General features: G+C 63.6%; 26 protein-coding genes and 1 tRNA gene. 21 read left to right on the top strand and 6 right to left on the bottom strand.

Annotation, left to right across the window (positions count from 1 at the left end; all coding sequences use genetic code 11):
- Positions 1–9: 9 nt before the first annotated feature.
- Complete coding sequence (locus tag FO013_RS07990; protein ID WP_143922024.1) at positions 10–1,008, top strand: sugar phosphate isomerase/epimerase family protein; 999 nt, start codon at positions 10–12, stop codon at positions 1,006–1,008.
- A gap of 47 nt (positions 1,009–1,055) precedes the next feature.
- Positions 1,056–1,892, top strand: coding sequence for a pyrroline-5-carboxylate reductase (proC, locus tag FO013_RS07985; protein WP_143922023.1), 837 nt, complete (start codon positions 1,056–1,058; stop codon positions 1,890–1,892).
- Between the two features lie 9 nt (positions 1,893–1,901).
- Here the strand turns inward: proC and FO013_RS07980 are convergent, their stop codons facing one another.
- Positions 1,902–2,783 (bottom strand): LuxR C-terminal-related transcriptional regulator, encoded by an 882-nt coding sequence (locus tag FO013_RS07980; RefSeq protein WP_143922022.1) that lies wholly within the window; start codon positions 2,781–2,783, stop codon positions 1,902–1,904.
- Positions 2,784–2,894: 111 nt separating this feature from the next.
- On the opposite strand from FO013_RS07980, the gene FO013_RS07975 reads away from it, so the two are divergent.
- From FO013_RS07975 to FO013_RS07960, 4 genes are all read left to right on the top strand, one after another.
- Positions 2,895–3,236: a DUF485 domain-containing protein gene (locus FO013_RS07975; protein ID WP_143922021.1), complete on the top strand. Its 342-nt coding sequence runs from the start codon at positions 2,895–2,897 to the stop codon at positions 3,234–3,236.
- Complete coding sequence (locus FO013_RS07970; protein WP_260848052.1) at positions 3,233–4,879, top strand: solute symporter family protein; 1,647 nt, start codon at positions 3,233–3,235, stop codon at positions 4,877–4,879. Before FO013_RS07975 ends, FO013_RS07970 begins: the two co-directional genes overlap by 4 nt.
- Before the next feature lie 251 nt (positions 4,880–5,130).
- Positions 5,131–5,201 (top strand) — tRNA-Gly (locus FO013_RS07965).
- A 582-nt stretch (positions 5,202–5,783) separates the two neighbouring features.
- On the top strand, positions 5,784–6,689 hold the full coding sequence (locus tag FO013_RS07960) for a hypothetical protein (RefSeq protein ID WP_143922020.1): 906 nt from the start codon (positions 5,784–5,786) through the stop codon (positions 6,687–6,689).
- Positions 6,690–6,955: 266 nt separating this feature from the next.
- Here FO013_RS07960 and FO013_RS07955 read toward each other — a convergent pair whose 3' ends face one another.
- Positions 6,956–7,618 carry a potassium channel family protein gene (locus FO013_RS07955; protein ID WP_143922019.1) on the bottom strand — a complete coding sequence of 221 codons (663 nt, stop codon included), beginning with the start codon at positions 7,616–7,618 and terminating at the stop codon, positions 6,956–6,958.
- On the bottom strand, positions 7,611–9,020 hold the full coding sequence (locus tag FO013_RS07950; RefSeq protein ID WP_260848051.1) for a TrkH family potassium uptake protein: 1,410 nt from the start codon (positions 9,018–9,020) through the stop codon (positions 7,611–7,613). The genes FO013_RS07955 and FO013_RS07950 overlap by 8 nt, the downstream gene beginning before the upstream one ends.
- A gap of 59 nt (positions 9,021–9,079) precedes the next feature.
- Between FO013_RS07950 and FO013_RS07945 the strand changes: the two genes are divergently transcribed.
- The 14 genes from FO013_RS07945 (at position 9,080) to ccsB (ending at position 23,472) form a co-directional block, all read left to right on the top strand.
- On the top strand, positions 9,080–10,285 hold the full coding sequence (locus FO013_RS07945; RefSeq protein ID WP_143922333.1) for an acetoin utilization protein AcuC: 1,206 nt from the start codon (positions 9,080–9,082) through the stop codon (positions 10,283–10,285).
- 195 nt (positions 10,286–10,480) lie between these two features.
- Positions 10,481–10,579 carry a 30S ribosomal protein bS22 gene (locus tag FO013_RS07940; RefSeq protein WP_009882927.1) on the top strand — a complete coding sequence of 33 codons (99 nt, stop codon included), beginning with the start codon at positions 10,481–10,483 and terminating at the stop codon, positions 10,577–10,579.
- 75 nt (positions 10,580–10,654) lie between these two features.
- Positions 10,655–10,900, top strand: coding sequence for a glutaredoxin family protein (locus FO013_RS07935; protein WP_143922017.1), 246 nt, complete (start codon positions 10,655–10,657; stop codon positions 10,898–10,900).
- A 27-nt stretch (positions 10,901–10,927) separates the two neighbouring features.
- The gene (locus FO013_RS07930) at positions 10,928–11,623 is read left to right on the top strand and encodes a redox-sensing transcriptional repressor Rex (protein WP_143922016.1); all 696 of its coding nucleotides are present in this window, start codon (positions 10,928–10,930) and stop codon (positions 11,621–11,623) included.
- Entirely contained in the window at positions 11,620–14,097 is a 2,478-nt protein-coding gene (gene hemA, locus FO013_RS07925) for a glutamyl-tRNA reductase (protein WP_143922015.1), read from the top strand. Before FO013_RS07930 ends, hemA begins: the two co-directional genes overlap by 4 nt.
- Positions 14,094–15,686 (top strand): bifunctional uroporphyrinogen-III C-methyltransferase/uroporphyrinogen-III synthase, encoded by a 1,593-nt coding sequence (locus FO013_RS07920; protein WP_143922014.1) that lies wholly within the window; start codon positions 14,094–14,096, stop codon positions 15,684–15,686. The genes hemA and FO013_RS07920 overlap by 4 nt, the downstream gene beginning before the upstream one ends.
- A gap of 1 nt (position 15,687) precedes the next feature.
- On the top strand, positions 15,688–16,692 hold the full coding sequence (gene hemB / locus FO013_RS07915) for a porphobilinogen synthase (protein WP_143922013.1): 1,005 nt from the start codon (positions 15,688–15,690) through the stop codon (positions 16,690–16,692).
- Positions 16,692–17,225, top strand: a complete 534-nt coding sequence (locus FO013_RS07910; protein WP_143922012.1) for a MarR family winged helix-turn-helix transcriptional regulator — start codon at positions 16,692–16,694, stop codon at positions 17,223–17,225. The genes hemB and FO013_RS07910 overlap by 1 nt, the downstream gene beginning before the upstream one ends.
- A 44-nt stretch (positions 17,226–17,269) precedes the next feature.
- Positions 17,270–18,607: a glutamate-1-semialdehyde 2,1-aminomutase gene (hemL, locus tag FO013_RS07905; protein ID WP_143922011.1), complete on the top strand. Its 1,338-nt coding sequence runs from the start codon at positions 17,270–17,272 to the stop codon at positions 18,605–18,607.
- On the top strand, positions 18,607–19,248 hold the full coding sequence (locus FO013_RS07900; RefSeq protein ID WP_143922010.1) for a histidine phosphatase family protein: 642 nt from the start codon (positions 18,607–18,609) through the stop codon (positions 19,246–19,248). The genes hemL and FO013_RS07900 overlap by 1 nt, the downstream gene beginning before the upstream one ends.
- Entirely contained in the window at positions 19,245–19,859 is a 615-nt protein-coding gene (locus FO013_RS07895) for a TlpA family protein disulfide reductase (RefSeq protein WP_143922009.1), read from the top strand. The genes FO013_RS07900 and FO013_RS07895 overlap by 4 nt, the downstream gene beginning before the upstream one ends.
- A gap of 5 nt (positions 19,860–19,864) precedes the next feature.
- Positions 19,865–20,620: a cytochrome c biogenesis CcdA family protein gene (locus tag FO013_RS07890; protein ID WP_143922332.1), complete on the top strand. Its 756-nt coding sequence runs from the start codon at positions 19,865–19,867 to the stop codon at positions 20,618–20,620.
- Positions 20,620–22,257 (top strand): cytochrome c biogenesis protein ResB, encoded by a 1,638-nt coding sequence (gene resB, locus FO013_RS07885; RefSeq protein WP_313900575.1) that lies wholly within the window; start codon positions 20,620–20,622, stop codon positions 22,255–22,257. Before FO013_RS07890 ends, resB begins: the two co-directional genes overlap by 1 nt.
- Before the next feature lie 207 nt (positions 22,258–22,464).
- Positions 22,465–23,472, top strand: a complete 1,008-nt coding sequence (gene ccsB / locus FO013_RS07880; protein WP_143922008.1) for a c-type cytochrome biogenesis protein CcsB — start codon at positions 22,465–22,467, stop codon at positions 23,470–23,472.
- A 480-nt stretch (positions 23,473–23,952) separates the two neighbouring features.
- On the opposite strand, the gene FO013_RS07875 is transcribed toward ccsB, so the two are convergent.
- On the bottom strand, positions 23,953–24,393 hold the full coding sequence (locus FO013_RS07875; protein WP_143922007.1) for a PLD nuclease N-terminal domain-containing protein: 441 nt from the start codon (positions 24,391–24,393) through the stop codon (positions 23,953–23,955).
- Positions 24,394–24,477: 84 nt separating this feature from the next.
- Here FO013_RS07875 and FO013_RS07870 point away from each other — a divergent pair, with 84 nt between their 5' ends.
- Entirely contained in the window at positions 24,478–24,744 is a 267-nt protein-coding gene (locus tag FO013_RS07870) for a DUF4229 domain-containing protein (RefSeq protein ID WP_143922006.1), read from the top strand.
- Between the two features lie 6 nt (positions 24,745–24,750).
- Here FO013_RS07870 and FO013_RS07865 read toward each other — a convergent pair whose 3' ends face one another.
- Positions 24,751–25,683, bottom strand: coding sequence for a 1,4-dihydroxy-2-naphthoate polyprenyltransferase (locus FO013_RS07865; protein ID WP_143922005.1), 933 nt, complete (start codon positions 25,681–25,683; stop codon positions 24,751–24,753).
- Positions 25,684–25,736: 53 nt separating this feature from the next.
- Complete coding sequence (locus FO013_RS07860; RefSeq protein WP_143922004.1) at positions 25,737–26,981, bottom strand: AMP-binding protein; 1,245 nt, start codon at positions 26,979–26,981, stop codon at positions 25,737–25,739.

Here is a 26,981-nt window from a genome sequence, read left to right as displayed (position 1 = left end):
CTGGGTGAGATGAGCAGGGCGAAACGGTCGAAGTCAGCACGTAAAGTCTACACCGCAAAGAATTCCGCGCGGTCCAATTCGCGACGGCACCGTGAGTACTTCGACAACCATCAGGTCTACGACCACGAGACCCAGCACAGTTCGGACCACCTGATCCGGATCGGACTCTCCAGCTCTTCGGTGTCACCGATGACCGTTGCCGAGACCTTCTCCCAAGCAGCCCAGCACGGCTACGACGGTGTCGAGATCATGGTCACCCACAACGCCGAGACCCGCGACGTCGACCTCATCAACGGACTGGCCGCGGAGACCGGACTCGAAGTCATGTCCCTGCACGCACCGACGCTGCTCTTCCTGCCTCGCGTCCTGCACAAGGACCACTGGGAGAAGCTGCGCATCACCGCGAACCTCGCCAAGGAGGTCGGCGCCAAAACTGTGGTCCTGCATCCGCCTTTCAGGTGGCAGGGGGAGTATGCGCTGGGCTTCGTCGACGGTGTGCGGCAAGTGTCAGAGGAGACCGGAGTCGTCCTCGCCGTGGAGAACATGTACCCCTGGCGCGCAGGCGTGCGTGAGGTCCTCGTCTACTATCCCGACTGGAACCCCCTCGACGAGGACTACGATGCCCTCACCTTCGATTTCTCCCATGCCTCGACGGCCGGAATGAACGCCGTCGAGACCGTGTCGGAGATCTTCGACAAACTCCGTCACGTCCATCTCACAGACGGCTCCGGATCCCTCAAGGACGAACATCTGATCCCCGGCGCCGGCACCATGCCCGTGGCCGAAACCCTGCAGCTTCTGGCCAAACGCAACTGGTCCGGCGACGTCGTCGTCGAAGTCAACACACGTTTCGTGACGAAGAAGTCCACTCGGGACCAGATGCTCGCCGACTCCCTTGCCTTCGCCCGCACCCACCTCGGCCTTGAGACCGAGGACCGCCACCGCAATGCCTCGAGCCACGTGCGCACCAGTGAGCTGCGCACGAGCGAGAGACAGTCGAACACCTGAACACAGCACGCACACCGATTGAACCACCACAGAAAGGCAGGTCTGATTTGACCTCCATCGCCTCCATCGGCACGGGAAACATGGGCTCGGCACTGATCAAGGGAATCCTGAGCGCCGACGAGAAGCTCGACGTTCGAGCGACGACCAATTCGGCCGCCTCGGCGAAGCGACTCGCTGCGGAGCTCCCGAGCGCGACCATCATCTCGTTGGAAGACGATGCCGAGGCGAACCAGAAAGCCGCTGCAGGTGCGGACTTCGTCTTCCTCGGCGTCAAACCGTGGATGATGGCCGACACGCTGCGCGAGCTCGCCCCGAGCCTGGACGCGAACACGGTCCTCGTCTCGATGGCTGCCGGTGTCGCCATGGACGATCTGGCCACGCTGGCGCCGAAGAACCCGATCGTGCGAATCATGCCCAACACCCCCAGCGCCATCGGACACGGCGTCATCGCCCTCGCCCCCTCCTCCGAGGTGGACGAGACCACAGTGGACACACTGCGGACTCTGCTGTCCGGAGCCGGACTCGTTGTGGCCCTGAAGGAAGCGGAGATCCCTGCCATGACAGGAATCTCAGGCTCCGGAGTGGCCTACTTCTTCCTCCTGGCCGAGACGATGATCGCCGCCGGTGTGAAGATGGGACTGAGCGAGGAGACGGCCAAGCAGATGGTCGTGGCCACTGCCGATGGGGCAGGTCGGCTCCTGAGCGAGAAGCCGGACCCGAGCGCACAGCGTCAGGCGGTGAGCAGCAAGGGCGGCACCACACTCGCCGGACTGCAGACCTTCATCGACGCCGGGCTCTTCGATATCGCCGAGGCGGCTGCCCAGGCTGCAGGCGACCGGTCCCTTGAAATGGAGAAGGAGAACTCCGAAGTCATCAACGGCTGAGACCCCGCATCAGGGTAGGGCCCCGGCCGACCTTGCGATGGACACTGCCTCGTGCCGGGTGCCGGCCGAAAGTTTGACCATGGCCGTATTCAGGTAGGACTTCACGGTCGACTCCCGCAGTCCCAGCCCCTCGGCGATCCGGGCATTCGACCATCCCAATGCCACATGCGAGAGAATGTCGGTTTCCCTGGGGGAGAGGCTGACAGTGGGCGTCGGGTTCGGGAAGAGATCCGAATTGTGGCCGGAGAGGATATCGGCCAGGCGGTTCTCCACGACGTTCAGTCGCTGGCGCATCTCGTTCTCATCGACGCCTGAACGGATCGAGCGCAGCTCCGCATAGGTGCGCCGCAGAGCTTCCCGGCTCGAGGACTCGAGATCGGAGTACAGGCGCTCGGGCTCGACTGGTTCCTCGGGTTGTGGGGGCTGACCGAGCCGACCCAGATCCACCGACAGCTGCCTGACCCGCTTGACCAGGTCGCTCGTCTGCGGCGCCGCAGAGTTGTAGTTTGCGCGATGACCGCAGTAGATCATGCCCGTGACGTCACCGCCGCGCAGCGTCGGGACGGCGATGAGCACCTTGATCCCCTCGCCGAGGATCTCTTCGTCGTAGTGATGGGTGATGAAGGGGTCGAGTCCGTAGTCCTTCGTCAGCTGTGGAGTGCCTTCGGTGAGCGCACGTCCACCGAGCCCGCGTCCGGTGCTGACGATGAGCGAGGACAGGCGGTCCTTGCCGCCTCCGGCTACCGCCTCGACGGTGACTTCGCCCTCGTCGACCGTTCCGCCGAAGACCACATCACCGGTCCCGCTGCGGTGCAGAGAGTCGATGGCTTCGACGAAGAGTCGGCGAGTCTCGGCCTTCAGCGCCCGAGATTCTCTGGTTTTGGCATTCATGTGAACAAGCTACCAACTTTCGGTGGTATTCCCCAGCGCTGACTGACCGTTAGTTTAAAGTTGTGTGATTCAGACCACTGATGCTCGACGCACGTTTCGAATGGAGAAGCAATGACCGATCCCGTCAGCAATCGGGTCGATTTCCTCGTCGAAGAGGAGAATCCCGAATTCAAAGCACTTAAACGCAAAAGGTTCTCGGTGGTGATACCACTGTCGATCGGATTCATGGCGTGGTACTTCCTCTACGTCATCCTGAGTACCTACGCGCATGATTTCATGTCCACGAAGGTAGTCGGTGAGATCAACCTCGGGCTGATCCTCGGACTCCTGCAGTTCGTGACGACCTTCGCGATCACGATGTTCTACGTCTCGTTCGCGAACAAGAAGCTCGATCCGCCGGCCTCGGCTATCCGTGAACGTCTACAGCAGCAGTCGGAAGGAACAACCCCATGAGCGCCATTGCCATAGGAGACATTTTCGCATCCGGCCTCGACAAAGTGTCCCAGGGCGTGACCGAGGTCGAGAATAACCCGGTTCTCAACATCACGATCTTCGCCGCCTTCGTAGCGGTCACGATGTTCATCGTCCTGCGGGCGAGCAAGAACAACAAATCCGCTTCCGACTACTATGCGGGCGGCAGGTCCTTCACCGGCCCCCAGAACGGGTTCGCAATCGCGGGCGACTATCTTTCAGCAGCCTCGTTCCTCGGTATCTGCGGAGCCATCGCGGTCAACGGGTACGACGGCTTCCTGTACTCGATCGGATTCCTCGTCGCCTGGCTCGTCGCCCTGCTCATCGTGGCAGAGCTGATGCGCAATACAGGCAAATTCACGATGGCCGACGTGCTGTCCTTCCGCCTCAAGCAGCGTCCGGTACGGATGGCTGCGGCACTGTCGACCCTGGCTGTCTGCTTCTTCTACCTGCTGGCGCAGATGGCCGGCGCGGGTGGGCTCGTATCACTGCTCATGGGAATCGACGGCAAGGTCGGCCAATCGCTGGTCGTTGCCGTGGTGGGTGCTCTCATGATCATCTACGTGCTGGTCGGCGGTATGAAGGGAACTACCTGGGTCCAGATCGTCAAAGCGGTCCTGTTGATCCTCGGTGCCTTCGCAATGACCGTCTGGGTCCTCGCCCTCAACGGGTTCAACCTCTCGACCCTGCTGGCCTCGGCAGTCAACAATTCGGGCGTCGGTGAGGCAATCCTCGAACCGGGTCAGCAGTACGGTGAGAACCCGCTGGACTTCATCTCCTTGGCTCTGGCCCTGGTGCTCGGCACCGCTGGTCTGCCGCACGTTCTGATGCGCTTCTACACGGTCCCCTCTGCGAAGGAAGCCCGCCGTTCGGTCGTCTGGGCGATCTGGCTCATCGGCGCGTTCTACCTGTTCACCCTCATCCTCGGCTACGGTGCGGCAGCACTCGTGGGTGCAGATGCGATTGAGAACGCACCGGGCGGAGTGAATTCGGCGGCACCGCTGCTGGCGCTCCACCTCGGCGGGCCCATCCTCATGGGCTTCATCTCGGCAGTGGCCTTCGCGACGATCCTCGCGGTGGTCGCCGGCCTCGCGATCACCGCGGCAGCGTCCTTCGCCCACGATATCTATGCGAGCGTGATCAAGAAGGGCAAGGTCGAAGACCCCGACGCCGAAGTCAAGATCGCACGTCGCACGGTCATCGTCATCGGTGCCGTGGCGATCATCGGCGGCATCGGAGTGCAGGGTCAGAACATCGCATTCCTCGTGGCGCTCGCCTTCGCCGTTGCCGCCAGTGCGAACCTGCCGACGATCGTCTACTCGCTGTTCTGGAAGCGCTTCACCACTCGCGGTGCGGTGTGGTCGATCTACGGCGGTCTGGGATCGGCGATCCTGCTGATCGCGTTCTCGCCCGTCGTCTCCGGTTCCGAGACTGCGATGATTGCGGGGGCAGACTTCGTGCTCTTCCCACTGTCGAATCCCGGCATCATCTCGATTCCGCTCGGATTCCTCCTCGGCTGGATCGCGTCGATCACCGACAAGACAGTCGAGAGCCCCGAGCTGGCAGCGGAGATGGACGTTCGCGCCCACACCGGGTTCGGCGCCGAAGAGGCCATCGACCACTGAGCGTGAGACATGGTGTTCGTACGACATGACGCTCGTACGACATGATGCTGAGGGGGTGGCTGCGGCCGCCCCCTCAGGCGTTGTTGCAGCATTCCTTCCCTGCAGGGACTCCATCCCGAATATTTACCCGGGGTGAGTCGATATACACTGAGGGAGTCGCAGTGGAAACATACACTGAGGGAGTCGCAGTGGAAACGCTTTCGCCACTTTAGGGTATATTTCCTGATGAGAACGTGTTCTGCCGGTAGATCGCGGGCGTAGCTTAATGGTAGAGCCTCGGCTTCCCAAGCCGATGACGCGGGTTCGATTCCCGTCGCCCGCTCTCGTGCACATATAGGTGGGGTCGAGTTCCCCTGCCGTTCCTACGCTTCCTGCGCTCGTTCCTGCGCCTTAGTCAGCGTGAACCCGATGCTCGCTTGCCCAAAGTGCATAGGTACGTCACTTGTGCTCTACCTGCGCACTTGTTCCCAGCGGTTGTGTACGCGACCACCAGGGATCTGCGCCCTTTGCAGTTTGCTGGCGGGTGAATGTCAGCGGAAGAGCGCGCATAGGTGAAGCCCGTTTTCCTCGTCGTCCCATGTCAGCCAGGGCAGAAGTCACGTCGGTCGCCGCCGCATCCATTGGCGACTCAGGCTCGTTTCGTTGTGGATGACGCCGTGACTCAAGTGCGTGAACCCTGTGGAGGAGAAACCTGCTTCCACAACGTTGAGCACGTCCATTGAATCGCGTCGCACCTGCACTCGAGCATTGGTCCATGTACAACATTGTGCGAACTCGAGAATTGAACGCCAACGGGATCCACAGCCGCCGAATCGGCAGTGCGGTCGACTGCTGCCTGCTCAAACTTACGTTTGGCATGTATTCGATTGTCGCTAGGTGCCAAAGCCCTCGTCACGGCAGAATCATGGACCTCATCACTGACGAAGCGTGGATCAAGACGGTTGGCGAGCAGACGGATGCCACGGGACGGAAGAGCTTCGCCCTGCTTGATACCATCGAGAAACTCAGAGTTGCGTCTTATCCGCTGTACCGGTCCGACGATGTGGTGTGCGGAATCTCGGCGGCCTACATTCATGATCTGCCGCTGTACCGACCGCCACGCGGACTCATCCATGTGGCGAATCCGTCCCGACGGTGGAAGAGCAGCGACCTGTCCCGCACGACCAGATCGATACCGCAAGAGGATACGGTTCGCATCGGCAAGATGATGCTCACCTCACCCGTGAGAACGGCCCTTGACCTCATTGGGCACTTGGGGGAGTCAGCGGCGTTCGCTGCGCTGGAGAAGGTTCTGCGGAGAGCGGTGTTCGGCACTGATCTCCGTGCAGACGATGCGGCACGTTTCGGATATCCGAAGAACACCGGTCAGCTTGCGCGAACGTGTATAGAAGAGGACTTTGCTCCGGTCGTTGGACGGCTTTCGAAGGGGCACCGGCGGGCAGAACGGCTGCTTGCCTCCATCAGCCCACTGTCGGAGAGCTATGCCGAAAGTCTATGCTCCTACAATCTCTCAATTCTCACGATAGCGGGCGTCGAGCAGCAGGTCGATGTATTCGATGGCCACCGACATATCGCGCGGGTTGATTTCATGCACAGGGCATCGAAGACGATCATCTTTGTGGACGGCGTGTCGAAGTATGTCGACAGCGGGTTCTCCCTGATGCGCAAGGAGTCTGCACAATACAATCGCCTCATCGCAACGGGCTACCGGATCGTCCGCCTCAGTTTCGCCGAGGCAGTCGACGTGGAATCCCTAGCGACCAAACTGTACGGCCAGGCACCGTGGCTACGCGGGGCTGAGTGCTTCTGAACCCAAGCATTATGACGCCGCTACGAAGCAACCACTTGGCATAAGTGCATAAGTAGTGCACAAGTGCTCTACCTATGCACTTTCAGCAAGCTGGTACTGTTCGCCAGCCCATAGGGTGCCGGCCTGCACTGCTCCCCGTCGGCTCGCACGGTTTCGCGCCGGCTCACACTGCTCCCCGCCGGGTTGCGCGGTTCCCCGCTAACTCGCGCTGCTCTCCGCCGGGTCGCGCCTCGCCTGCGGCTGAAGTTGCACTCTGCCCAGTTGTCCTACGGGCGTCCGGCGAAGCGCCCCAGCAGCTCCACGTGGCCGGCGACGATGAGCAGGTCCTGCTTGCCGACGCGGGTCGTGGGCTCAGCGTACGTGAAGTCGCGACCGGGGTTCTTGATGCCCACGATCGTGACCCCGTACTTGTCGCGCACTCCGGACTCGCTGAGAGTGAAGCCCTGGATCTCACGCGGGGGACGCATCTTCACGACGGCGAAGTGACCTTCGTCGAATTCGATGTACTCCATCATCCGCGAACTCACCAGGTGAGCCACCCGCCGGCCGGCATCGGATTCGGGGTAGAGGACATGGTGTGCACCGATGCGGTGGAGGATCTTGCCGTGTGAGGGGGAGATAGCCTTCGCCCACACCTGACCCACGCCCAGATCGACGAGGTTGGCCGTCGTCAGCACACTGTCCTCGATCGAGGTGCCGATGCCGACCACAGCCGTGGAGAAATCACCGGCGCCGACTTGCCGCAGTGCATCGATGTTCGTGGCATCGGCCTCGACGACATGGGTGAGCTTTCCGCTCCAATCCTTGACCAGTTCGGCGCTGTGCTCGATCGCCATGACCTCACGGCCCAGCTTCGCCAGCGTGGCTGCGGTCGACGACCCGAAGCGGCCGAGTCCGATGACCAGGATTGAGTTGTGTTCGTTAGCCAACGACTGGCCTTTCTTCGGGATAGCGGTATAGGCGAGCCGAATCCTGCATGGACAGGGCTGCCGCCAGTGTAATCGTACCGAGTCGGCCGATAAGCATGATCACGGACAAACAGTACAGGCCCGCCTCATTGACCGTGGCAGAGACCCCGGAGCTCAATCCCACGGTGCCGAATGCGGAGATCACCTCGAACAGCACCTTGTCCAGCGGCTCGGCGCTGATCTGGAGCATCGCCAGGGTGCCGATGAAGACGATGATGGATCCTGTGAGCAGAACCGAGATCGAGAGCTTGATCGTCGACGAGGTCAGGCGCCGGCCGAAGACATGCACATCTTGCAGACCGCGGGCCTCGGCATAGGCGGCCAGCACCAGCACAGCCACGGTCGTGACCTTGATGCCGCCTGCCGTGGACGACGATCCGCCGCCGATGAACATCATCAGGTCCATGAGCAGGTGCGAGGACTGGTTCATATCCGCAATCTCCATGGTCGAGAATCCGCCTGAACGCGGCATCACCGCCATGAACAGAATCTCGACGAAGGTGTGCCCGGCATTCTTGTCACCGAGAGTGTCCGGGTTGGCCGATTCGAAGATGAGGAGGAACAGGAGCCCGATGGCCAGGACTGCGGTCGTCGTCGTCAGCGTCAGTTTCGTGTGCAGGTCCCACTTCCTCGGATGATTCCACTGAATGGCGATCATGAGCACAACGGGGAAACCCAAGGCGCCGACGAAAACGCCGAGCATGATCAGCGAGAGGATCCACGGGTCGGAGGCGAAATGGGCACCACCGCCAGGGTGGATCGTGAAGCCGGCGTTGTTGAATGCCGAGATCGAGTAGAACACCGAATACCAGACGGCGTCGCCGATCTCCTCCCCACGCATGAGGAACCGTGGGAAGAACAGCACGGCAAGGATCGCCTCGGCGGTGAAGATGGTGATCACAACGGTCTTCAGCAGGGTGCCGACCTGGCCCAGATTGAGCGCCGAGGTGGCCTGCTGGGCGATGAGGCGCTGCCTGACTCCCAGCCTCCGAGAGACCGCCATACCCAGCACCGAGGCGAGTGTCAGGATGCCCAGGCCGCCGACCTGGATTCCGGCGGTGATGACCGAGATCCCGAAGTCTGACCAGTAGTTCTCAGTCACCACCGGAGTCAGTCCAGTGACGCAGACGGCCGAGACGGCCACGAACACTGCGTTTGCAATGTGCTCGACCTGGGGAACCGAACCGGGATCGCGCATGCTCGCCGGCAGCATCAGAAGGATCGCGAAGAACGCCACCACCGCGACGAAGGATCCGATCGCCAGGCGAGCGGGCGAGGCAACGGCGAGGTCGTCGACGAAGTCGCGGACCCACCGGCCAGGGCGCAGGATCCGGTCGAAGCGCTGTGGGGAATTCTTGGACACAGACTCTATGGTAGATCCCGAAGCGTGCGAATCTCTGTAGGTGAGCTGTGCCATATAGCATGGTGCTCATGGCCGATAGCGATGTATATGTCGTCTGGGACGACGCGGTGACCGGGTACAACTTCGGTCCCAGCCATCCCATGCACCCCCTCAGACTTGATCTGACTGCGAAATTGGCCATGGACTTCGGCCTCTTCGACGCCGACAACGTTCATATCCACGGCATCGGTGAGGTCGAAGAGGACACGCTGGCGAATCTCCACGATGCCGACTTCATCGCCGCGGTGAAGAAGGTCGGCGCCGGTGCCGAACTCAGCGACGAGGAAGGGAAGAAGTACGGCATCGGCACCGAGGATGTGCCCGGGTTCGACAACATGCATGCCGCCTCGGCGATGCTGTTCCAGGGTTCGGTGGACTCGGCGCGGGCCATCATCTCCGGGGACTACCGCCACGCCGTGAACTTCACCGGCGGAATGCACCATGCGATGCCAGATCACGCCAGCGGGTTCTGCGTGTACAACGACATCGCCGGCGCCATCACCGAATTCCTCAAAGCGGGATACGAGCGCATCGCCTACATCGACCTCGACGCCCACCACGGGGACGGCGTTGAGAAGTTCTTCTGGGATGATCCTCGGGTGCTCACAGTCTCGATGCACGAATCGGGGAAGTTCCTGTTCCCCGGCTCCGGCTTCCCCGCCGACATCGGCGGACTGCGCGCGGCCGCCTCGGCGGCGAACATCGCACTGCCGCCGCGCACACTCGACGCGGAATGGCTGCGGGCCTTCGACGCCACGATCCCCGCGATCATCGGCGGATTCGAACCGCAGATCATCATCTCCCAGCACGGCTGCGACGGACACCGCAGCGACCCGCTGACACACATGCGACTGAGCGTCGATGCGATGCGGGTGGCCACCGGATGGGTCCGCGACCTGGCCGCCGAATACACCGACGGAAAATGGCTGGCGACCGGGGGAGGGGGGTACGCGATCATCGACGTGGTGCCCCGAGCCTGGACCAACGTGCTCGCCATCTCCGCCGGGCTCGACATCGATCCAGGTGCCCGCATTCCTGGCCGCTGGGCCAACTACGCGCAGACGAAGACCGGGCGGGAAGCGCCCCTGTCGATGACCGATGGCTTCGACGGCACATTCACCCGCTGGTCGAACGGGTTCGACCCCGAATCCGAACTCGACCGCGCCGTGATGGGCACCCGCAAGAACCTGTTCCCGTTCTTCGGCCTCGACGCCTACTTCGACTGAAGTCGGCCGCCTGCTTCGACTGAGGCTTGCGTGCCCGGGGATCGCGAGACCGCCAATCCGCGGATCGTGCCGGCGGCGCTGTGGATCTGGACACAGTTTTGGGAAAGCAGAGGCCCAAGCGATAGAATTGCACGGTTAGTTCAAAGGGTGGGCACCAGATGTTCACCTCCACCGACGATCACAAGGGGTACCCGCGTGGGCTCAGTCATCAAGAAGCGCCGCAAGCGTATGTCGAAGAAGAAGCACCGTAAGCAGCTTCGCAAGACACGTCACCAGCGTCGCAACAAGAAGTAAGACCGGACACGGTCCTACGCCCCCGCTCGAATCTGAATTCGGCGGGGTTTGTTGTCGCCCGATGAGGAGTGTGCAGTGGTCACATTGACCTTCCTGACACGCGCCGACTGCCACCTGTGCGAGACCGCAAGGGATGCCATCGCCGAGGCTGTGGCCGGCAGAGACGTCAGCGTGAGTGAGATCGACATCGATACCGATGATGATCTTGCCGGGCAGTACGGCTGGGATGTCCCAGTGGTCCTGCTCAACGGCCGGCAGCACAGCTTCCATCGGGTCGATTCGGGCCGGCTGTCGAGAGCCCTTGAGGCTCTGGGCGCATGAGATCGTTTGAAGGAGTGACGCGTTTTCGTGGGCGAGATTCTGTCCGCCAACAGCATTGAGGGGGTCGTCCGCAAGGATGTGCCCGAACGCGTCATCTCCCGACTCCCGATCTACCTGCAGACGGTTGAGACGATCGCTGCAACGGGTCAGTCAACGATCTCCTCGGAGGCGTTGGCGGCCCGCAGCGGTGTGTCGTCGTCGATTCTGCGCAAGGACCTGTCCCAGCTGGGACGCTCGGGTCGGCGCGGGGTCGGCTACTCCTGTGAGGATCTCGCCTCGACTCTGCGCACATTCCTCGGTCTCGACCGGTCGCGCACCGTTGCCATCATCGGCGCCGGTCGCCTGGGCTCAGCCCTGGCAGACTACGCAGGATTCAAACGCCGCGGACTTTCACTCACCGCAATCTTCGACACCGATGAGGCCAAGATCGGAACCGTGATCGGCACTCTGCCGGTCTCAGACCTCACCGAACTTGCCACCTGGCCCGAGGACATCGACCTCGTCGTCATGGCAGTACCCGCATCCGCGGCACCGGCGGCGGCGCACATCGCCGCCGAGGCAGGCGTGCGCGGGATCCTGAACTTCGCACCCACCGTGCTCGACGCCCCGGATTCGATCCGTGTGCATCAAGTCGATCTGGCCAGTGAGCTGCAAGTACTCGCATACTATTCGGCGCTAGATTCGGCACCGCTCAACCCAGGTTTTGAGGAGCACAGGAATTGACTCTCTTGGTTCTCGGCATTTCCCATCAGTCGGCCCCGATCGACATGTTGGACGCCCTCGCATTCGGCACCGGTGAGGTCGGAGCACTGCGCACCGACGCGTTGGCCGGCGACAATGTGGAGGGGCTCGCGGTTCTCTCGACGTGCAACCGCTTGGAGCTCATCGCCGATGTCACCGCCTTCCACGGAGGCCTCGCCGATCTCGGCAATGCCCTTGTCTCCTCCATCGACAAGGAATGGCAGGACATCGCCGGGCATTTCTACGCCCACTACGATGCTCAAGCCCTGGAGCACCTGCTCAAGGTCTCCTGCGGTCTTGATTCCATGGCGATCGGCGAAGCCCAGATCTTGGGACAGCTGCGTTCGACGTTCACCGAGTCGCTGTCGGCCGGAGCATTGACCTCCGACCTCTCGCATGCATTGCAGCAGAGCCTGCGGGTGGGCAAAAGAGCGCATTCGGAGACCGGACTCGACGAGGTCGCCCGCTCTCTCTTCAGCGCCGCTCTCGAAGCCGCCCAAGCCCACATCGGATCCCTGCGGGCCGCGAATGCTCTGGTCATCGGTGCCGGAGCGATGTCCGGCCTTGTCGTCTCGAGCCTGCACAAGGAGGGCGTGTCGCAGACCACGGTGCTCAACCGGACCGTGGACAAAGCAGAGCGCCTCGTCGCCGAGGTGGGCGGACGTGCCCGCGAACTGACCTCCCGGATCCTCGCCGAGGAGATCGCCGACGCCGACCTCATCATCTCCTGCACAGGCGCCCGGGAAGTCGTGGTCACCCGTGAGGACATACAGGCCGGTCTGTCCCAGAACCCCAAGGGCGCAGCCAACAAGGCCTTCGTCGACCTCGCCCTGCCCCACGACATCGACCCCACGGTGCGCGAGTTCGAACACGTCGCACTCTTCGGCCTTGCCGAGATCCGAACCATGCTCACCAGCTCCGCGAACCAGCGTGACGCTGCGGTCGTCGAGACCGTCGAGTCGGTGCGTGCGATCATTCAGGAAGAGCTGGCCAAGCTCGAGTCCGGTGCCAAGGAACGATCGGTCGCCCCCACAGTCACGGCGCTGCGCAGCCACGCCAAGGATGTGCTCGCCGCGGAGACGAAGCGTCTGGAGAAGAAAATCGGCGCCGATGTCGATGACAAGGCCTTCGCCGAGATCCGCAAGTCCCTGCACCGTGTGGCAGAGAAGCTGATCCACACACCGACGGTCAAGGTCAAGGAACTGGCCGTCACGGACTCCGACGTCGACTACGCGCAGGCGCTGATGCAGCTGTTCGACCTGCCGACGAACAAGGTCGCCCACTCGATTGCGAAGCCGGAGACCAAGATCGCCACGGCCTCGAGCGCGAATCACGTTGAGGCCGACGGTGTGCGTCCCGTTGCCGACCACACCCTCGACATCGTCGAACCCGAGCACTTCTCCGGTCGCACGATCCGCCTGGGCACCCGCCGCTCGAAGCTCGCGCGCTCCCAATCCACAGCGATCGCCCACCAGTTGGCGGCACTGACCGGCTGGCGCGTCGAGATCGTCGAGGTCGTGACCGAGGGCGACGTCAATATGTCGCCCCTGACCGGATTCGGCGGTACCGGCGTCTTCGTCTCCGCCGTCCGGCAGGCGCTGCATCAGGGAAAGATCGACATCGCAGTGCATTCGCTCAAGGACCTGCCCACCACACCCGAGGCCGGCATCCAGATGGCTGCGATCCCGCCCCGGGTCGATCCCGCCGATGTCCTCATCGGCCGGGACGGCCTGAGCTTTGCGGACCTGCCCGCAGGCAGCGTCGTCGGCACCGGCTCCCCGCGCCGTGCTGTGCAGCTGCGCGCCGCGAGACCCGATATCGAGGTCCGCGGGGTCCGCGGAAACGTCGACACACGAATCGCCCACGTCCGTGACGGACGGCTCGACGCAGTCGTGCTGGCCGCGGCCGGTGTCCGCCGGATCGGCCGCTTGGCCGAGGCCACCGATTCCCTCGACTTCGACACGATGCTTCCCGCCCCTGGGCAGGGAGCCCTGGCCGTTGAGACGCGGGGAGCAGACAGCCCCTTCGCCCTCGACAACGAAGTCATGGCAGCCGATGCCGAGGTCCGCGATCAGCTCAAGCGCCTCCACGATGAGGCCACCGACCTGGCCGTGACCTGCGAGCGGGCGATCCTGTCCCGGGCAGAGGCCGGATGTTCTGCCCCCATCGGTGCGCTGGCCACAATCCAGGGCTCGGACTTCGTCGTCGACGCGGTCATGGCCGATGACGACGGAAACCTCGCCCGCACTCGCCAGAGCGCCCCGCTGCCCATGACTCCGGACGTGGATCTGGACTCGGGCAGCGCGAACCAGCTGTCGATCACAGGCAAGGAGCTCGCTCGGCTCGCCGACGAACTCGGCACCGCAGCGGCAGAAGATCTGCTGGGACAGCTCGGCATCGATCCCGCACACTCCGCGGATCACCTCACCCCTGTCAAGGTCCAGGAGCAGGTATGACTACCGGCCAGGTTCAGCCCCGACGTCTTCTGCCCGTCTCACCCCGCGTCGTCTTCATCGGCAGCGGCCCCGGTGAGTCGGGTCTGATGACGATTCGCGGCGCCGACATCCTCGCAAACGCCGAGATCGTCGTCTACGACACCCACGTGCATTCTGAGATCGTCACCGCCTATGTTCCGCAGGCCACCGAGATCATCGAGGCTGCTCAACTCGGTGCGACGGCCTCGACACGGGGACGCAAGCTGGCCGAGCTGGCTCGCCCAGACAAAACCGTGGTGCGGCTGAGTTCCGATGACGGCATCCTGTTCACGACGACGACAGCAGAAGCCGCGGTGTGCCGCAAGGCCGACGTCGACGTCGAGATCGTACCCGGAGTCGGACTTTCGGCGGCAACCTCCGCCTACACCGGCACCGCGCTGACGACGAACCGAGTGCGTTCGGTCCGCTTCATCGAGGCGGGCCCTCAGACCCACGTCGACGTGTCCCGGCACCGCAACACCACCCACGTGCTCACGGGCACGACAGCCGATCAGGAACAGGCGATCCGCGCTCTGCTCGACGACGGCTGGGATGAGAACACGAAGGTGCTCCTGGGCTGGGGCATCTCCACAACCGATCAGACGAGTGTGGAGACCACCCTGGGGCAGGCCCTGACGATGGCGCAGTCCGGCGGAGATCGTATGGTGGTCATCATGGGACAGGGAGTGGAATCGCGGGGTGCACTCAGCTGGTTCGAGACCAAGCCTCTCTTCGGATGGCAGGTCCTCATCCCGCGGACGAAGGAACAGGGCACCTCCACCGCCGAGGCGCTGGGGGAGCTGGGTGCTGTCGGCACCGTTGTCCCCACGATCGCCGTTCAGCCCCCGCGCACGCCGACTCAGATGGAGAAGGCGATCCGGGGCCTCGTCGACGGATCGTACGAATGGGTGGGTTTCACCTCGGTCAACGCTGTCCGCGCCGTGCGCATGTGGTTCGAGGACTTCGGTCTCGACTCCCGCTCACTCTCCGGTGTCAAGGTTGCGGCCGTCGGCGGTCGCACCGCCGCTTCACTCATCGACTGGGGCATCACCCCCGACCTCGTCCCCGACGGAGAACACTCGGCCCGTGGCCTCGCTGCGGCCTGGCCGGACTACGTCGACGACATCGACCCCATGAACACGGTGCTCCTGCCGCGCGCCGACATCGCCACCGAGGTGCTCGTGGCCGGTCTCCTGGAGAAGGGCTGGGACCCGGACGACGTCACGGCCTACCGCACCGTGCGCGCCTCGCCGCCTCCGGCTCCCATCCGGGAAGCCATCAAGGCCGGTGACTTCGACGCCTTCCTCTTCACGTCCTCCTCCACGGTGCGCAACCTCGTCGGGATTGCCGGAAAGCCGGCAGCCACCTCGGTGATCTGCTGCATTGGACCTGCCACGGCGAACACCGCGGCTGAACACGGCCTGCGAGTCGACGTCCTCGCCGAGGAAGCCAACCTCACCTCCCTCATCGACGGATTGGTCGAATTCGCGATGTCCGCACGCGAAGACGACCTGGCGGCGGGAACCACCCCGACGCGCCCCAGCCAGAAACGCCGCAGAAAGAAGGCCTGACATGACATTGGTTCCCGGAACTGTTCGGCCCCGCCGCCTGCGGACGACACCGGCCCTGCGCCGGCTCGTCTCCGAGTCGCGCCTGCACCCGGCCGATCTCATCCTGCCCATGTTCGTCAAGGAGACGCTGAGCGAACCGGCACCGCTGACCAGCATGCCCGGCGTCGTCCAGCACACCCTGGATTCCCTGCTCGAGGCAGCCAACGAAGCTGTGGACGCCGGTGTCGGCGGACTGATGCTGTTCGGAATTCCGGAGCACAAGGACAATGACGGTTCACAGGCCGATGATCCCGAGGGCATCCTCAACCGAGCGTTGACGCTGCTGCGGGACAACCTCGGCGATACGACGGTCATCATGGCCGATCTGTGCCTCGACGAGTTCACCTCTCACGGACACTGCGGTGTCCTCGATTCCGCGGGCGGAGTCGACAACGACGCAACCCTGACGCGCTACGCCTCCATGGCTGTGTCGCAGGCTCGCGCCGGAGCCCACGTGGTGGGACTGTCCGGGATGATGGACGGTCAGGTCGCGGCCTGCCGGGAGGCACTGGACCTCGAAGGCTTCACCGACGTGGTCGTGATGGCCTACTCCGCAAAATACGCTTCGGCGTTCTTCGGTCCGTTCCGCGAAGCCGTGGATTCGGAGCTCCAAGGCGACCGCAAGACCTACCAGCAGGATCCTGCGAACGGCCGCGAGGCCATGCGCGAACTCGACCTCGACCTGGCCGAAGGTGCCGACATCGTCATGGTCAAGCCCGGCATGCCCTACCTTGACGTCCTCGCCGAGGTGGCCTGCGAGTCGCCGGTGCCCGTGTGGGCCTACCAGGTGTCGGGGGAGTACGCGATGATCGAATTCGCAGCCTCCGCCGGAGCCATCGACCGCGAACGCGCCATCGAGGAATCCCTCATCGCCTTCAAACGTGCCGGAGCCGACGCGATCCTCACCTACTGGGCCACAGAGGTCGCGCAGCGCCTGACCTCGCAGACGCAGGACGGAGCACTCTGATGAGCGAACCACGATGGCTCAGCGGCGCCGATCAGAAGGCTTGGAGAAGCTATCTCACCGGGTCCCAGCTGCTGACCACGCAGCTGGACAAGGAACTGCGGGAGCACCACAACATCGGCATGCCCGAATACGAGATCCTGGTCCGGCTGAGCGAACATGAGAACCGGACGATGCGCATGGCTCTGCTCGCAATGGACACGACGATGTCGCGTTCGCGTCTGACGCACAGTGTGGCTCGGATGGAGAAGAAGGGCCTCCTCGAGCGCTTCTCGATTCCCGAAGACGGACGCGGAGTCAACTGCCAGATGACCGATGCCGGCTGGGAGCTTCTCGTGACAATGGCTCCCACACATGTGGGAGGCGTCCGCGATCACCTCGTCGACCTGCTCGAGCCAGAGGAGATGGCGACCCTGGGGCGTGTGTTCGGCAAGGTCACCGCCCACATGCGTGAGATCGGCCAGGGGCCCGTCGATTCACCACCGACCGATGCCGAACCTTCGACGTCTGCGAACCGAGCTCACGGACTCGACTAACATCTGAACCGACCACCGATCCGGCGACCTCTTCAGGAGAACCCATGAAACACGAGACTGCGAAGTCGGCTGCGCTGTTCGAGCGCGCCGAACATGTCATCCCCGGTGGAGTGAACTCACCGGTGCGGGCCTTCAAAGCCGTCGGGGGCACCCCGCGCTTCATCACCTCGGCGACCGGAGCATGGCTGCGTGACGCCGACGGCAATGACTACATCGACCTCATCGGTTCGTGGGGTCCGATGATCATGGGCCACTCCCGTCCCGAGGTGGTCGCGGCTGTGCAGGAAGCCGCCGTCAAGGGCTTCTCCTTCGGCACACCGTCGACCGGCGAGGTCGAACTCGCCGAAGAGATCGTCGCCCGAGTCGAGCCCGTCGACCAGGTCCGGCTCGTGTCCTCGGGCACCGAGGCGACCATGAGCGCCATCCGATTGGCCCGCGGATACACGGGTCGGGCGAAGATCGTGAAGTTCGCCGGGTGCTACCACGGACACGTCGACGCGCTTCTGGCCCAGGCGGGATCCGGTCTGGCGACCTTCTCCCTGCCCGACACCCCGGGTGTGACCGGTGCACAGGCCTCGGACACGATCGTCGTCGACTACAACGACGCAGCCGGCCTGGAGACCGTCTTCGCCGAACACGGTGATGAGATCGCCTGCGTCATCACAGAAGCGAGTCCGGGCAACATGGGCGTCGTGCCACCTCGCGACGGCTTCACCAACACCATCCGCCGCCTGACCAGGGCCCACGGTGCTCTGATGATCAGCGACGAAGTGATGACAGGCTTCCGCGTCTCGGCCGCAGGCTGGTACGGCTATGAAGCCGAATCTCTCGGCTACCCGGAGGGACCTGCTGACCTGTTCACCTTCGGCAAGGTCATGGGCGGCGGCTTCCCGGCCGCGGCCTTCGGCGGACGTGCCGACGTGATGGAGCATCTGGCACCGACAGGCCCGGTCTACCAGGCGGGAACCCTGTCCGGAAACCCTGTGGCCACTGCCGCCGGCTTGACCACGCTGAAGCTGACGACTGAACTCGATGTGTATTCACACATCTCCCGCGCTGCGGACATTCTGCGCCCCGCAGTCGCCTCTGCGCTGGAGGCTGAAGGTGTGGCGCACACCATACAGTCGGCGAATTCGATGTTCTCCGTGTTCTTCACCGACCATGAGGTCATCAACTACGACGACGCGCGGACGCAGAACGTCGAGCGCTACTCCGCGTTCTTCAACGCCATGTTGGATGCGGGCATCCACATGCCGCCGAGCGCCTTCGAAGCCTGGTTCCTCTCCTACGCCCACACCGATGAAATCCTCGATCGGATCATCTCGGCACTGCCGGCCGCAGCCAAGGCGGCAGCGAGTGTACCGAACACGCAGGGGAACTGATGACGACGATCCACCTGGTCAGGCACGGGGAGGTCGACAATCCGGAGCGCATCCTCTACGGACGGCTGCCGAACTTCGGTCTGACCGAACGCGGACACGAGATGGCCCGACGGGTCGGCGAGCACTTCGCGGCAGCCTCGGCGCCCCCGGTCGAGCTCGTGTGCTCCCCGCTGCTGCGGGCGCAGCAGACGATCACCCCGCTGCGCCAGCGACTCGAGCTGCCGGTCTTCACCGATGACCGCGTGATCGAAGCGGCGAACTCCTTTGAAGGCCAGAAGGTCAACGGTCGCATGTTGGCCGAACCGCGCAATCTGCTCCGGCTGTACAACCCGTTGACACCGTCCTGGGGTGAGCCCTACAGGCAGATCGTTCTGCGGATGCAGGCAGGCATGGCCAGCCTGCGCACAAAGCTCGCCAAGCATGGACCCGAGGCCGAGGGCGTCATCGTCTCCCATCAGCTTCCGATCTGGATGACACGCTTGGCGGGGGAGGAGCGCTCGCTCGTCCACGACCCTCGGAAACGGGAGTGTGACCTGGCATCTATCACCAGTTTCACATTCGAATCGTCCACACTTGTATCCGTGAGTTACGAGAGCATCTGTGCAGATCTGCAGCCCGGGCAAGCGGTGGCGGGAGCATGAATGCCCGCCCCAATCGGTTCGACCGCACCAACCCGATGAACCGTCGCACCCTCCTGACCGGACTGGTCGCTGGCACCGCTGTGGTTCTCAGCGCGTGCAGTGAGAATGACGAACTGGCCGATCAGGCCGGATCCGATCAGGGATATGTGTCCGGCTCCGGTGTCGTGTCCCAGGTGGCCAAGGACAAACGCGGGGAGCCTCTGGAGTTGAACTTCGAGACACTCGACGGGAAGCCGATGTCGCTGGCCGATCTCCGGCCCAACCCGGTCGTCATCAACCTCTGGTACGCGGCCTGCCCACCGTGCCGGAAGGAAGCCCCGGCGCTCAAGTCCCTGGCCGAGGAATTCGGTGACGAGGTCCAGTTCCTCGGCGTCAATGTCCGCGACCAGGAGGCCGCAGCGAACGCCTTCGTCTCGAACTACCAGATTCCCTATGCGAACATGCTCGACACCAACGGCGACATGGTGGCTCTGCTCTCGGGGGTCCTCCCGCCGCAGGCCACACCCTCCACCGTCGTCCTCGACGCAAAGGGTCGCGCCGCAGCTCGAGTCGTCGGAGAGGTCGATGAGTCGACGCTCAAAGGACTCATCGAGGACGTGCAGGCGGAGTGAGTGGAATCGGGGCGGACTTCGCCCAGACGGTTCTCGACGGGCCGCTGCTTCTGGCCGCCGGTGCGGCCGCACTGGCCGGACTCGTCTCCTTCGCCTCACCCTGCGTCCTGCCGCTGGTCCCCGGCTATGTCGGGTATGTCACCGGGCTGAGCGGATCCTCCCTCAAGGACAAAGAGACCTGGCGGGTCGTTGTCGGTATCGCACTGTTCGTCCTCGGGTTCACCATCGTCTTCGTCCTGCTGGGGACAGGATTCTCGGCCCTGGGCGCACTGTTCTCACAGTGGCAGGGACTGCTCATCCGGATCCTCGGCGTCGTCGTCATCATCGCCGGCTTCGTGTTCATGGGCGGCTTCGGCCTACTCCAGACCGAGCACCGGATCCGAGCTCGCCCTCAGGCAGGCCTCTGGGGCGCGCCCGTGCTCGGCGCCACCTTCGCCCTGGGCTGGGCCCCGTGCGTGGGCCCGACGCTGTCGGCAGTTCTGTCGATGTCGGTCAGCTTCGGCGGCGAGGGAACGATCTGGCGCGGCGCACTGTTGGCGTTCGTCTACTGCCTGGGACTTGGCATTCCCTTCATTCTCCTGGCGGTGGCGATCCACAAGGGTGCAGGCCGCCTGACCTGGGTGCGCAGACACCAGACGGCGATCGTCCGTGCCGGCGGCATCATGCTCATCGTGTTGGGCGTTCTCATGGCCTCCGGGCTGTGGAACGCGTGGATGACCTCTCTGCAGGGTCTGATCTATGATTTCGAAGTGGTGATCTAGTGGCGAAGAAGACCGCCGACAAGAAGGCTGACAACAGCAAGCAGGTTGGCAGCCACAAGTCCGGTGTGACCCAGCCGCAGCTGGGGTTCATCGGCATGTGCCGGTGGGCGTGGCGCCAGCTGACGACGATGCGGGTGGCACTGATCCTCCTCCTCGTCTTGGCTTTGGCCGCAATCCCGGGCTCCCTGCTGCCGCAGCGTATTCAAGATCCAGGGCGGGTCACCACGTTCCTCGAAGCCAATGGTGCTTGGGGGCAGTTCCTCGACACGATCCAGATGTTCGACGTGTACTCCTCGATCTGGTTCTCCGCGATCTACCTCCTCCTCATGATCTCGCTGATCGGCTGTGTGATCCCACGCTCGGCCCAGCATTGGAAGGCCATGCGTTCGGCCCCACCCAAGGCGCCGAGGCGGTTGGGTCGGATGCCGGGATATGAATCCTTCACCTCGGCGACCGGATCAGCCGAATCCCGCGAAGCCGCAGACCAGGACTTCCTCGACACCGCCCAGGCCCGGTTGAAGAAGCTCGGCTACCGCACCGTGCGCCACGACGATCACGTGGCCGCCGAACGCGGCTACCTGCGCGAGACCGGCAACCTGGTCTTCCATATCGCCCTCCTCGTCGCGACGCTGACGATGGCGATCGGATCCCTGTTCGGCTATCAGGGCCAGCGGATCCTCGTCGAGGGTGAGACCTTCACGAACTCTCTGGTCGCCTACGACTCGTTCGAACCGGGCTCCTATTACGACGCCAACCACCTGCCGGATTTCCGGCTCAAGCTCGACAGCTTCGAATCCACCTTCGATGATCAGGCTCCGGGCAGCCAATTCGGCCAGCCCCGGACCTTCGATGCGAAGGTCACGGCCACCGCTGATGGGAAGAGCGAGAAGCACACGCTGCGCGTCAATGAACCTGTGCGCGTGGGCGGGACGGGCGTATATCTGACCGGAAACGGCTACGCTCCGGAGGTCACGGTCAAGGACGCCAAGGGCCAGGTCGTGCAATCCGGCCCGCAGGTTTTCATACCCGACGGCGGAGACCCGGGCTACACCTCCGAAGGCGTCATCAAGGTACCCGACGCCGCGGGAACTCAGATGGGCTTCGTTGGTGTGTTCCTGCCGACGGCGACCCAGAACGAGAACGGCGAGCTCGTCTCGAGCTTCGCCGAACTGCGCAATCCCTACCTCGTGATGAGCGGGTACACCGGTGACCTCGGCCTTGACGACGGAACCCCGCAGTCGGTATACACGATTGATGCCGAGAACATGACGGAGATGACCGACGCCGCTGGCAACCCTCTGCTCATCCAACTCGCCGAGGGAGAGACCCAGAAGCTGCCCGACGGCGGATCGGTGACCTTCGACGGGGTCAAACGCTACATCGCCGTCGACATCTCCCAAGACCCGACACAGGGCCTGATGCTCGTCAGCGCGATCGCCGTGCTGCTGGGTCTTGGTCTGTCCCTGTTCATCCCACGCCGACGCATGTGGGTGCGCATCAAGGACGGCCAGGCCGAAGTTGCGGCTTTGGCCCGCGGTGAGGACCAGCTGGTCGAACGGGCTGCGAAGGACCTCGCGAAGGACCTCGCCGACGTTTCAGACGATGATCCTGACGATGATTCCGACCAGAGGAACTGACGAACTTGTCGCACGGAAGGCCCCGGATCGGAGCGTTCGGGGTCGGAAAGCCCGAGGTCGGAATGCCAGTGGAGACGAATGATTCGCTTTAGGTACTACGCGGAGTAGAATTGTCGCGGGTCGTCCCCGACGAGGGCCGGCCTGGCACAGCCACATCACAGCAACACCCACGACGCAATGGAAGAGCACCGCTGGTGCGGAGGATGTATGGACGTCAACACTGACCTCGCAATGTGGTCGAACCAGCTCATCATCTCGGCGATGGTCGTCTACGCCGTCGCTATGATCTTCTATGCCTTCGACCTGTTCGGCGGGCGCGAACTCAAGCAGTCCGAAGCCGGTGCGACGAGTGCCGCCAAGCCCTCTCATGTGCGACGCACGAACAGGAAGGCCACCACGGCACTCCTCGACCCGCCGCAGACTGACGTTTCGGCTGAGATCTCGGCTGGAACAGGCAAGGAGAAGCCTCGGCGCGGGGCGAGGATCGGCACCTCGCTCCTCGTCCTTGCCGCCCTTCTTCACGTGGCCGCTGTGCTCACTCGCGCGCTGTCGGTGATGCGTGTGCCGTGGGGCAACATGATGGAATACGTCCTCACTGCCACCGTGATCACCGTCATCGTCTTCCTCATCGTCAATGTGAAGAAGGACATCCGCTACCTGGGAACGATCGTGGCCGGAGGAGTGCTGCTGTGCTTGGGACTGGCCATCACGGTCTTCTACACACCAGCCGCGAAGCTCATCCCGGCGCTCGACTCGTACTGGATCGCCATCCACGTACCCATCGCAATCCTGTCGACTTCGCTGCTCTACATCTCCGCGATCCTCGCCGTGTTCCAGATCCTGAAGAACGCACAGGAGACCAAGGGTCCGAAGTGGCTGCGCTTCATGCGTCGGATGCCCGCGAGCATCGACCTGGAACGGTTCTCCTACACGATTGCCGCGGTCGGATTCATCACGTGGACGTTCACCCTCATCGCCGGTGCCATCTGGGCCGAGGTGGCTTGGAGCCGCTATTGGGGCTGGGACTCGAAGGAAATCTGGACGTTCGTCGTCTGGGTCATCTACGCCGCGTACCTGCATGCCCGCGCCACACGCGGTTGGGGACCGACAAAGGTCGCAGTGCTCAACCTCATCGGCATCGCCACGGTGATCTTCAACTTCACTGTCGTCAACATGTACTTCAACGGCCTGCACTCGTACTCAGGACTCGGCTGATCTGCGGTCAGGGTCGCACAGCAGCCTGAGCCGAGCTGCAGCCAGCGCCGAGGCTGATCTCACCTGAGTCACGCCGTTCCAGGGTTGGTCTCCAGACGATGCGCCTGATTACGACTCTCTGCAGTCCAAGCACAGTCTTTGGACTACGCACCAGCTGCTGCTGCCTGCGCGATGTTCTTGCATGCCGCAGAGGTTCCAATCGGCTGCAGAGAGGCCCCTCGTACAGTCGATAGTCTGTGCACGGTCGGTAAGTGTCCAACACACTGCGTGAGCCTCAGAGCAACTGCTTGAGCCTCAGGGCAGGAGCATTCAGAGACTCTGCAGAGCCCGCTCAGTGTGAGGCAACTCGCTCAGTGTGAGGCAACGCGGCCCGCTCAGCCTCAAACCCGCGGCCCGCTCAGCCTCAAATCCGCGGCCCGCTGAACCTCAGTCCGCGGCCCGCTCAGCGCCGGTCAGACGAGAGAAAGTGCGGGCCAGCGCTCAGTTCGAGTGGCCGCGTCCATCGCCGGTGGAACCGCCCGAACCGTGTTCGTCAGTGTCGGCGGAATGAGTGTCGGAATCGGCAGAGGCATCGTCGCCGATGTCATCTGCTGCGCCGGGGGTCTTGTCCTCGGGCTTCTGCGCCTCGGGAGCGTGCTTTCCCAACTTGACGTCGCGATCGACTTTGCGCAGATAGTCATCGTCATCGTCTGGGGCGCTGGGGCCCCGCTGACGAGGTGCTGCTGAGGGCTTGTCCTCAGTCCCACGGCCGAAGAAGAACCAGAGGGCGAAGCCGATCACGGGGATCAGCACAATGATGATCGCCCAGACGGGTTTGGGCAGGACTCGGATCAGACCACGGTCGCGCAGAAGGCAATCGAAGAGTCCGTACAGTGTGACCGCTGCCGCCAGGACGATCGCGGCAATGAGTATTCGAGCCATAGACCCAGGATAGTCCACGAACCTGAACACCCGCCCACACAGGCAGTGATGAATCACTGATGTGGACGGACTAAAATAGGTGCAATGCGCAACTTCTGGATCTATACATTGGCTCGTCTGGGCATCATCGTCGCCGTTGGGCTGATTCTGCAGCCGTTCCTCGGGTTCAACCTCGTGATGGCGATGGCGGCAATCGTCATCGGAGCAATCCTCAGCTACCTCTTCTTGGGCGGCATGCGCGCCAAGGTGGCCGCGGATATTGAGAAGCGCGTTGCGAAGCGGGAAACGGCTCCTAAGCGCACGAGCGTCGACGAGGATGCGGAAGACCGTATCGTCGACGAAGGGAACTGAGCCAGGCTACAGCGCCAGGCCCAGGCCCATCAGGGCGGCGAAGGCCAGAGCGGTGAGGCCCGTCGATCTGATCGGTGGGATGAGCCCGGTGCCTGTGGTTCCACGCAGCACCGTCTTCAACGGGTTGAGGGCGGGCACCAGCGCGAGGATGGCAAGTGCTACGGCCGGATGACCGTCGAGGATCGCCAGGACCAGCAGTGCGAAGGGCACGAGCACGAGGCTCGCGAATGCGATCCGTGAGCGGTTGTCGCCGAGGCGAACAGCCAGGGTGATCTTGTCGGCTTCGATGTCGGTGGGGATGTCGCGCAGGTTGTTGACCATGAGCACTGCCGAGGCGAGCGAACCGATGGCAATCGCACCGGCCCAGCCGCTGAGGCTGAGTCCGCCGACCTGCATCCACATCGTGCCCAGCGTGGCCACCAGGCCGAAGAATACGAAGACGAACACCTCGCCCAGCCCCATGTATCCGTAGGGCTTCCTGCCGCCAGTATAGAACCAGGCGGCAGCCACGGCGGCGGCGCCGACGATGAGGAACCACCACGCCTGTGAGATGAGGACGAGCACGATTCCGGCAACCCCGGCGATGCCGAAGAACAGGAAAGCCGCACGTTTGACGGCGTTCGGCTCGGCGAGGCCCGTCGCCGTGAGACGCACGGGACCGACGCGGACATCGTCGGTGCCGCGGACGCCGTCGGAATAGTCGTTGGCGAAATTCGACCCGATCTGCAGGCAGAGGGAGACGAGGAGGGCGAGCACCGCTCGGAGGAAGATCTGCGGCAGCGAATGGTCGTGGCCGTTGCGGGTGTAGTCGCCGATGATGAAGGAGGTGAAGCCGCCCACGGAGCCGATTGCGGCGCCGGTGCCGATGAGAACAGGGGCAAAAGCCAAAGGCAATGTTCGTAGTCGGGCTCCGGAGATCCACTGCGCGGCAGTTGCCATTGGGCGGGATACCTTCCTCATAAGAATTCGAACCGTCTCATATTACCGGTAGTTCACTTGTTAGGGTATTCGGGCGACGGAACTCTGTGGTTCTCTGTCTCAGCCAGCTCGACGGCAAGCCGGGCCGCAGCCTGTCGGTCGGGTTTGCCGATCGACCGATTGGGGATCTCAGTGACGGGGAAGACCAGTCGAGGCAGCAGGTGCCCGTGCATTCCGTGGTCGAGTCCGCCCAGCCTCCGCGCGAACTCACGCGGTGAGCCTATGGACCCAACCACGGTGTCGGGCGCCTGAGCATCGATGCGGACGAGGGCGACGAGCAGTTTGCCCCACTCCTCATCGGGCACCCAGGTCACGAGCACCTCGGCGATCCCATGGTGCTGCCAGGTGGGCAGCAGTCCCGTCTCAAGGGCATGAGGAGAGACATTCGTGCCCCCGGAGACGATGATGTCATCGGATCGGCCGAGCACCGTGAGCACCCCTTCGTCGAGCCGACCCAGATCGCTCGTGTGAATGGTCCGTGTGCCGTCATCGTTGATGGTCAGGCCCGGGTTGTCGATGGGGCCGATGCGGCCCTCAGCCGTGATCTCGACGTAGGAATCGGCCACGACGCGACCGCGCAGGTCGATCGTCGAGGACTCGGTGATCGCGATCTCGACACCATCGAAGGGAACCCCGTTGTACACGCACCCACCTGCGGTCTCGCTCATCCCGTAGGTGCGCACGATGTGCAGGCCCCGCGCATCGGCGCGTTCGAGCAGGGCCGGCGATATCGCGGAACCGCCGAGGAGGATGGCGTCGAACTTCGCCGCAGCGACAGTGGCCCGGTCATCGGCAAGGATCCGGTGCAGTTGAGTGGGCACCAGTGAGGTGTAGGTCGGTCGCTCGCCGGACCGTGCGAACAGCTGCTGCGCCTCGTCGGCGAAGGAACCTGCGGTGAAGGTCGCCGAGGCAGACCTGATCGGTTCCGGTCCCGCGAGCCGGGCTCGCAGCTCCACCTGGAACCCGGCAATGTGGTTGATGGGCAGACTCAGGTGCCAGTCGCCGGGTCCGGACAGGGACCGTTCGGTGGCCCGCGCCGAAGTGGTCAGCGCCTCGGCGGACAGAGCGACGGCCTTGGCGGTGCCCGTCGAACCAGAGGTGAAGAGCACCAGCGCCGGCGCCCGGCCATCACCCGTCCACTGACTGGGAGCCACCTCGGTGATGGCAGCTTCACGAGTTCGGGGCAGGACGAGGATCGAGCGGCCGTCCAAGGCTCGATCGATCGCACTGGGCAGATCCGCAACGGGCTGTGTGTTCAT

The sequence above is a fragment of the Brevibacterium aurantiacum genome, assembly GCF_007558825.1.
Lineage (GTDB): Bacteria > Actinomycetota > Actinomycetes > Actinomycetales > Brevibacteriaceae > Brevibacterium > Brevibacterium aurantiacum_A.
The sequence above is the reverse complement of the archived record's forward strand: the minus strand, read 5'-3'. Positions and strand labels throughout refer to the sequence as shown.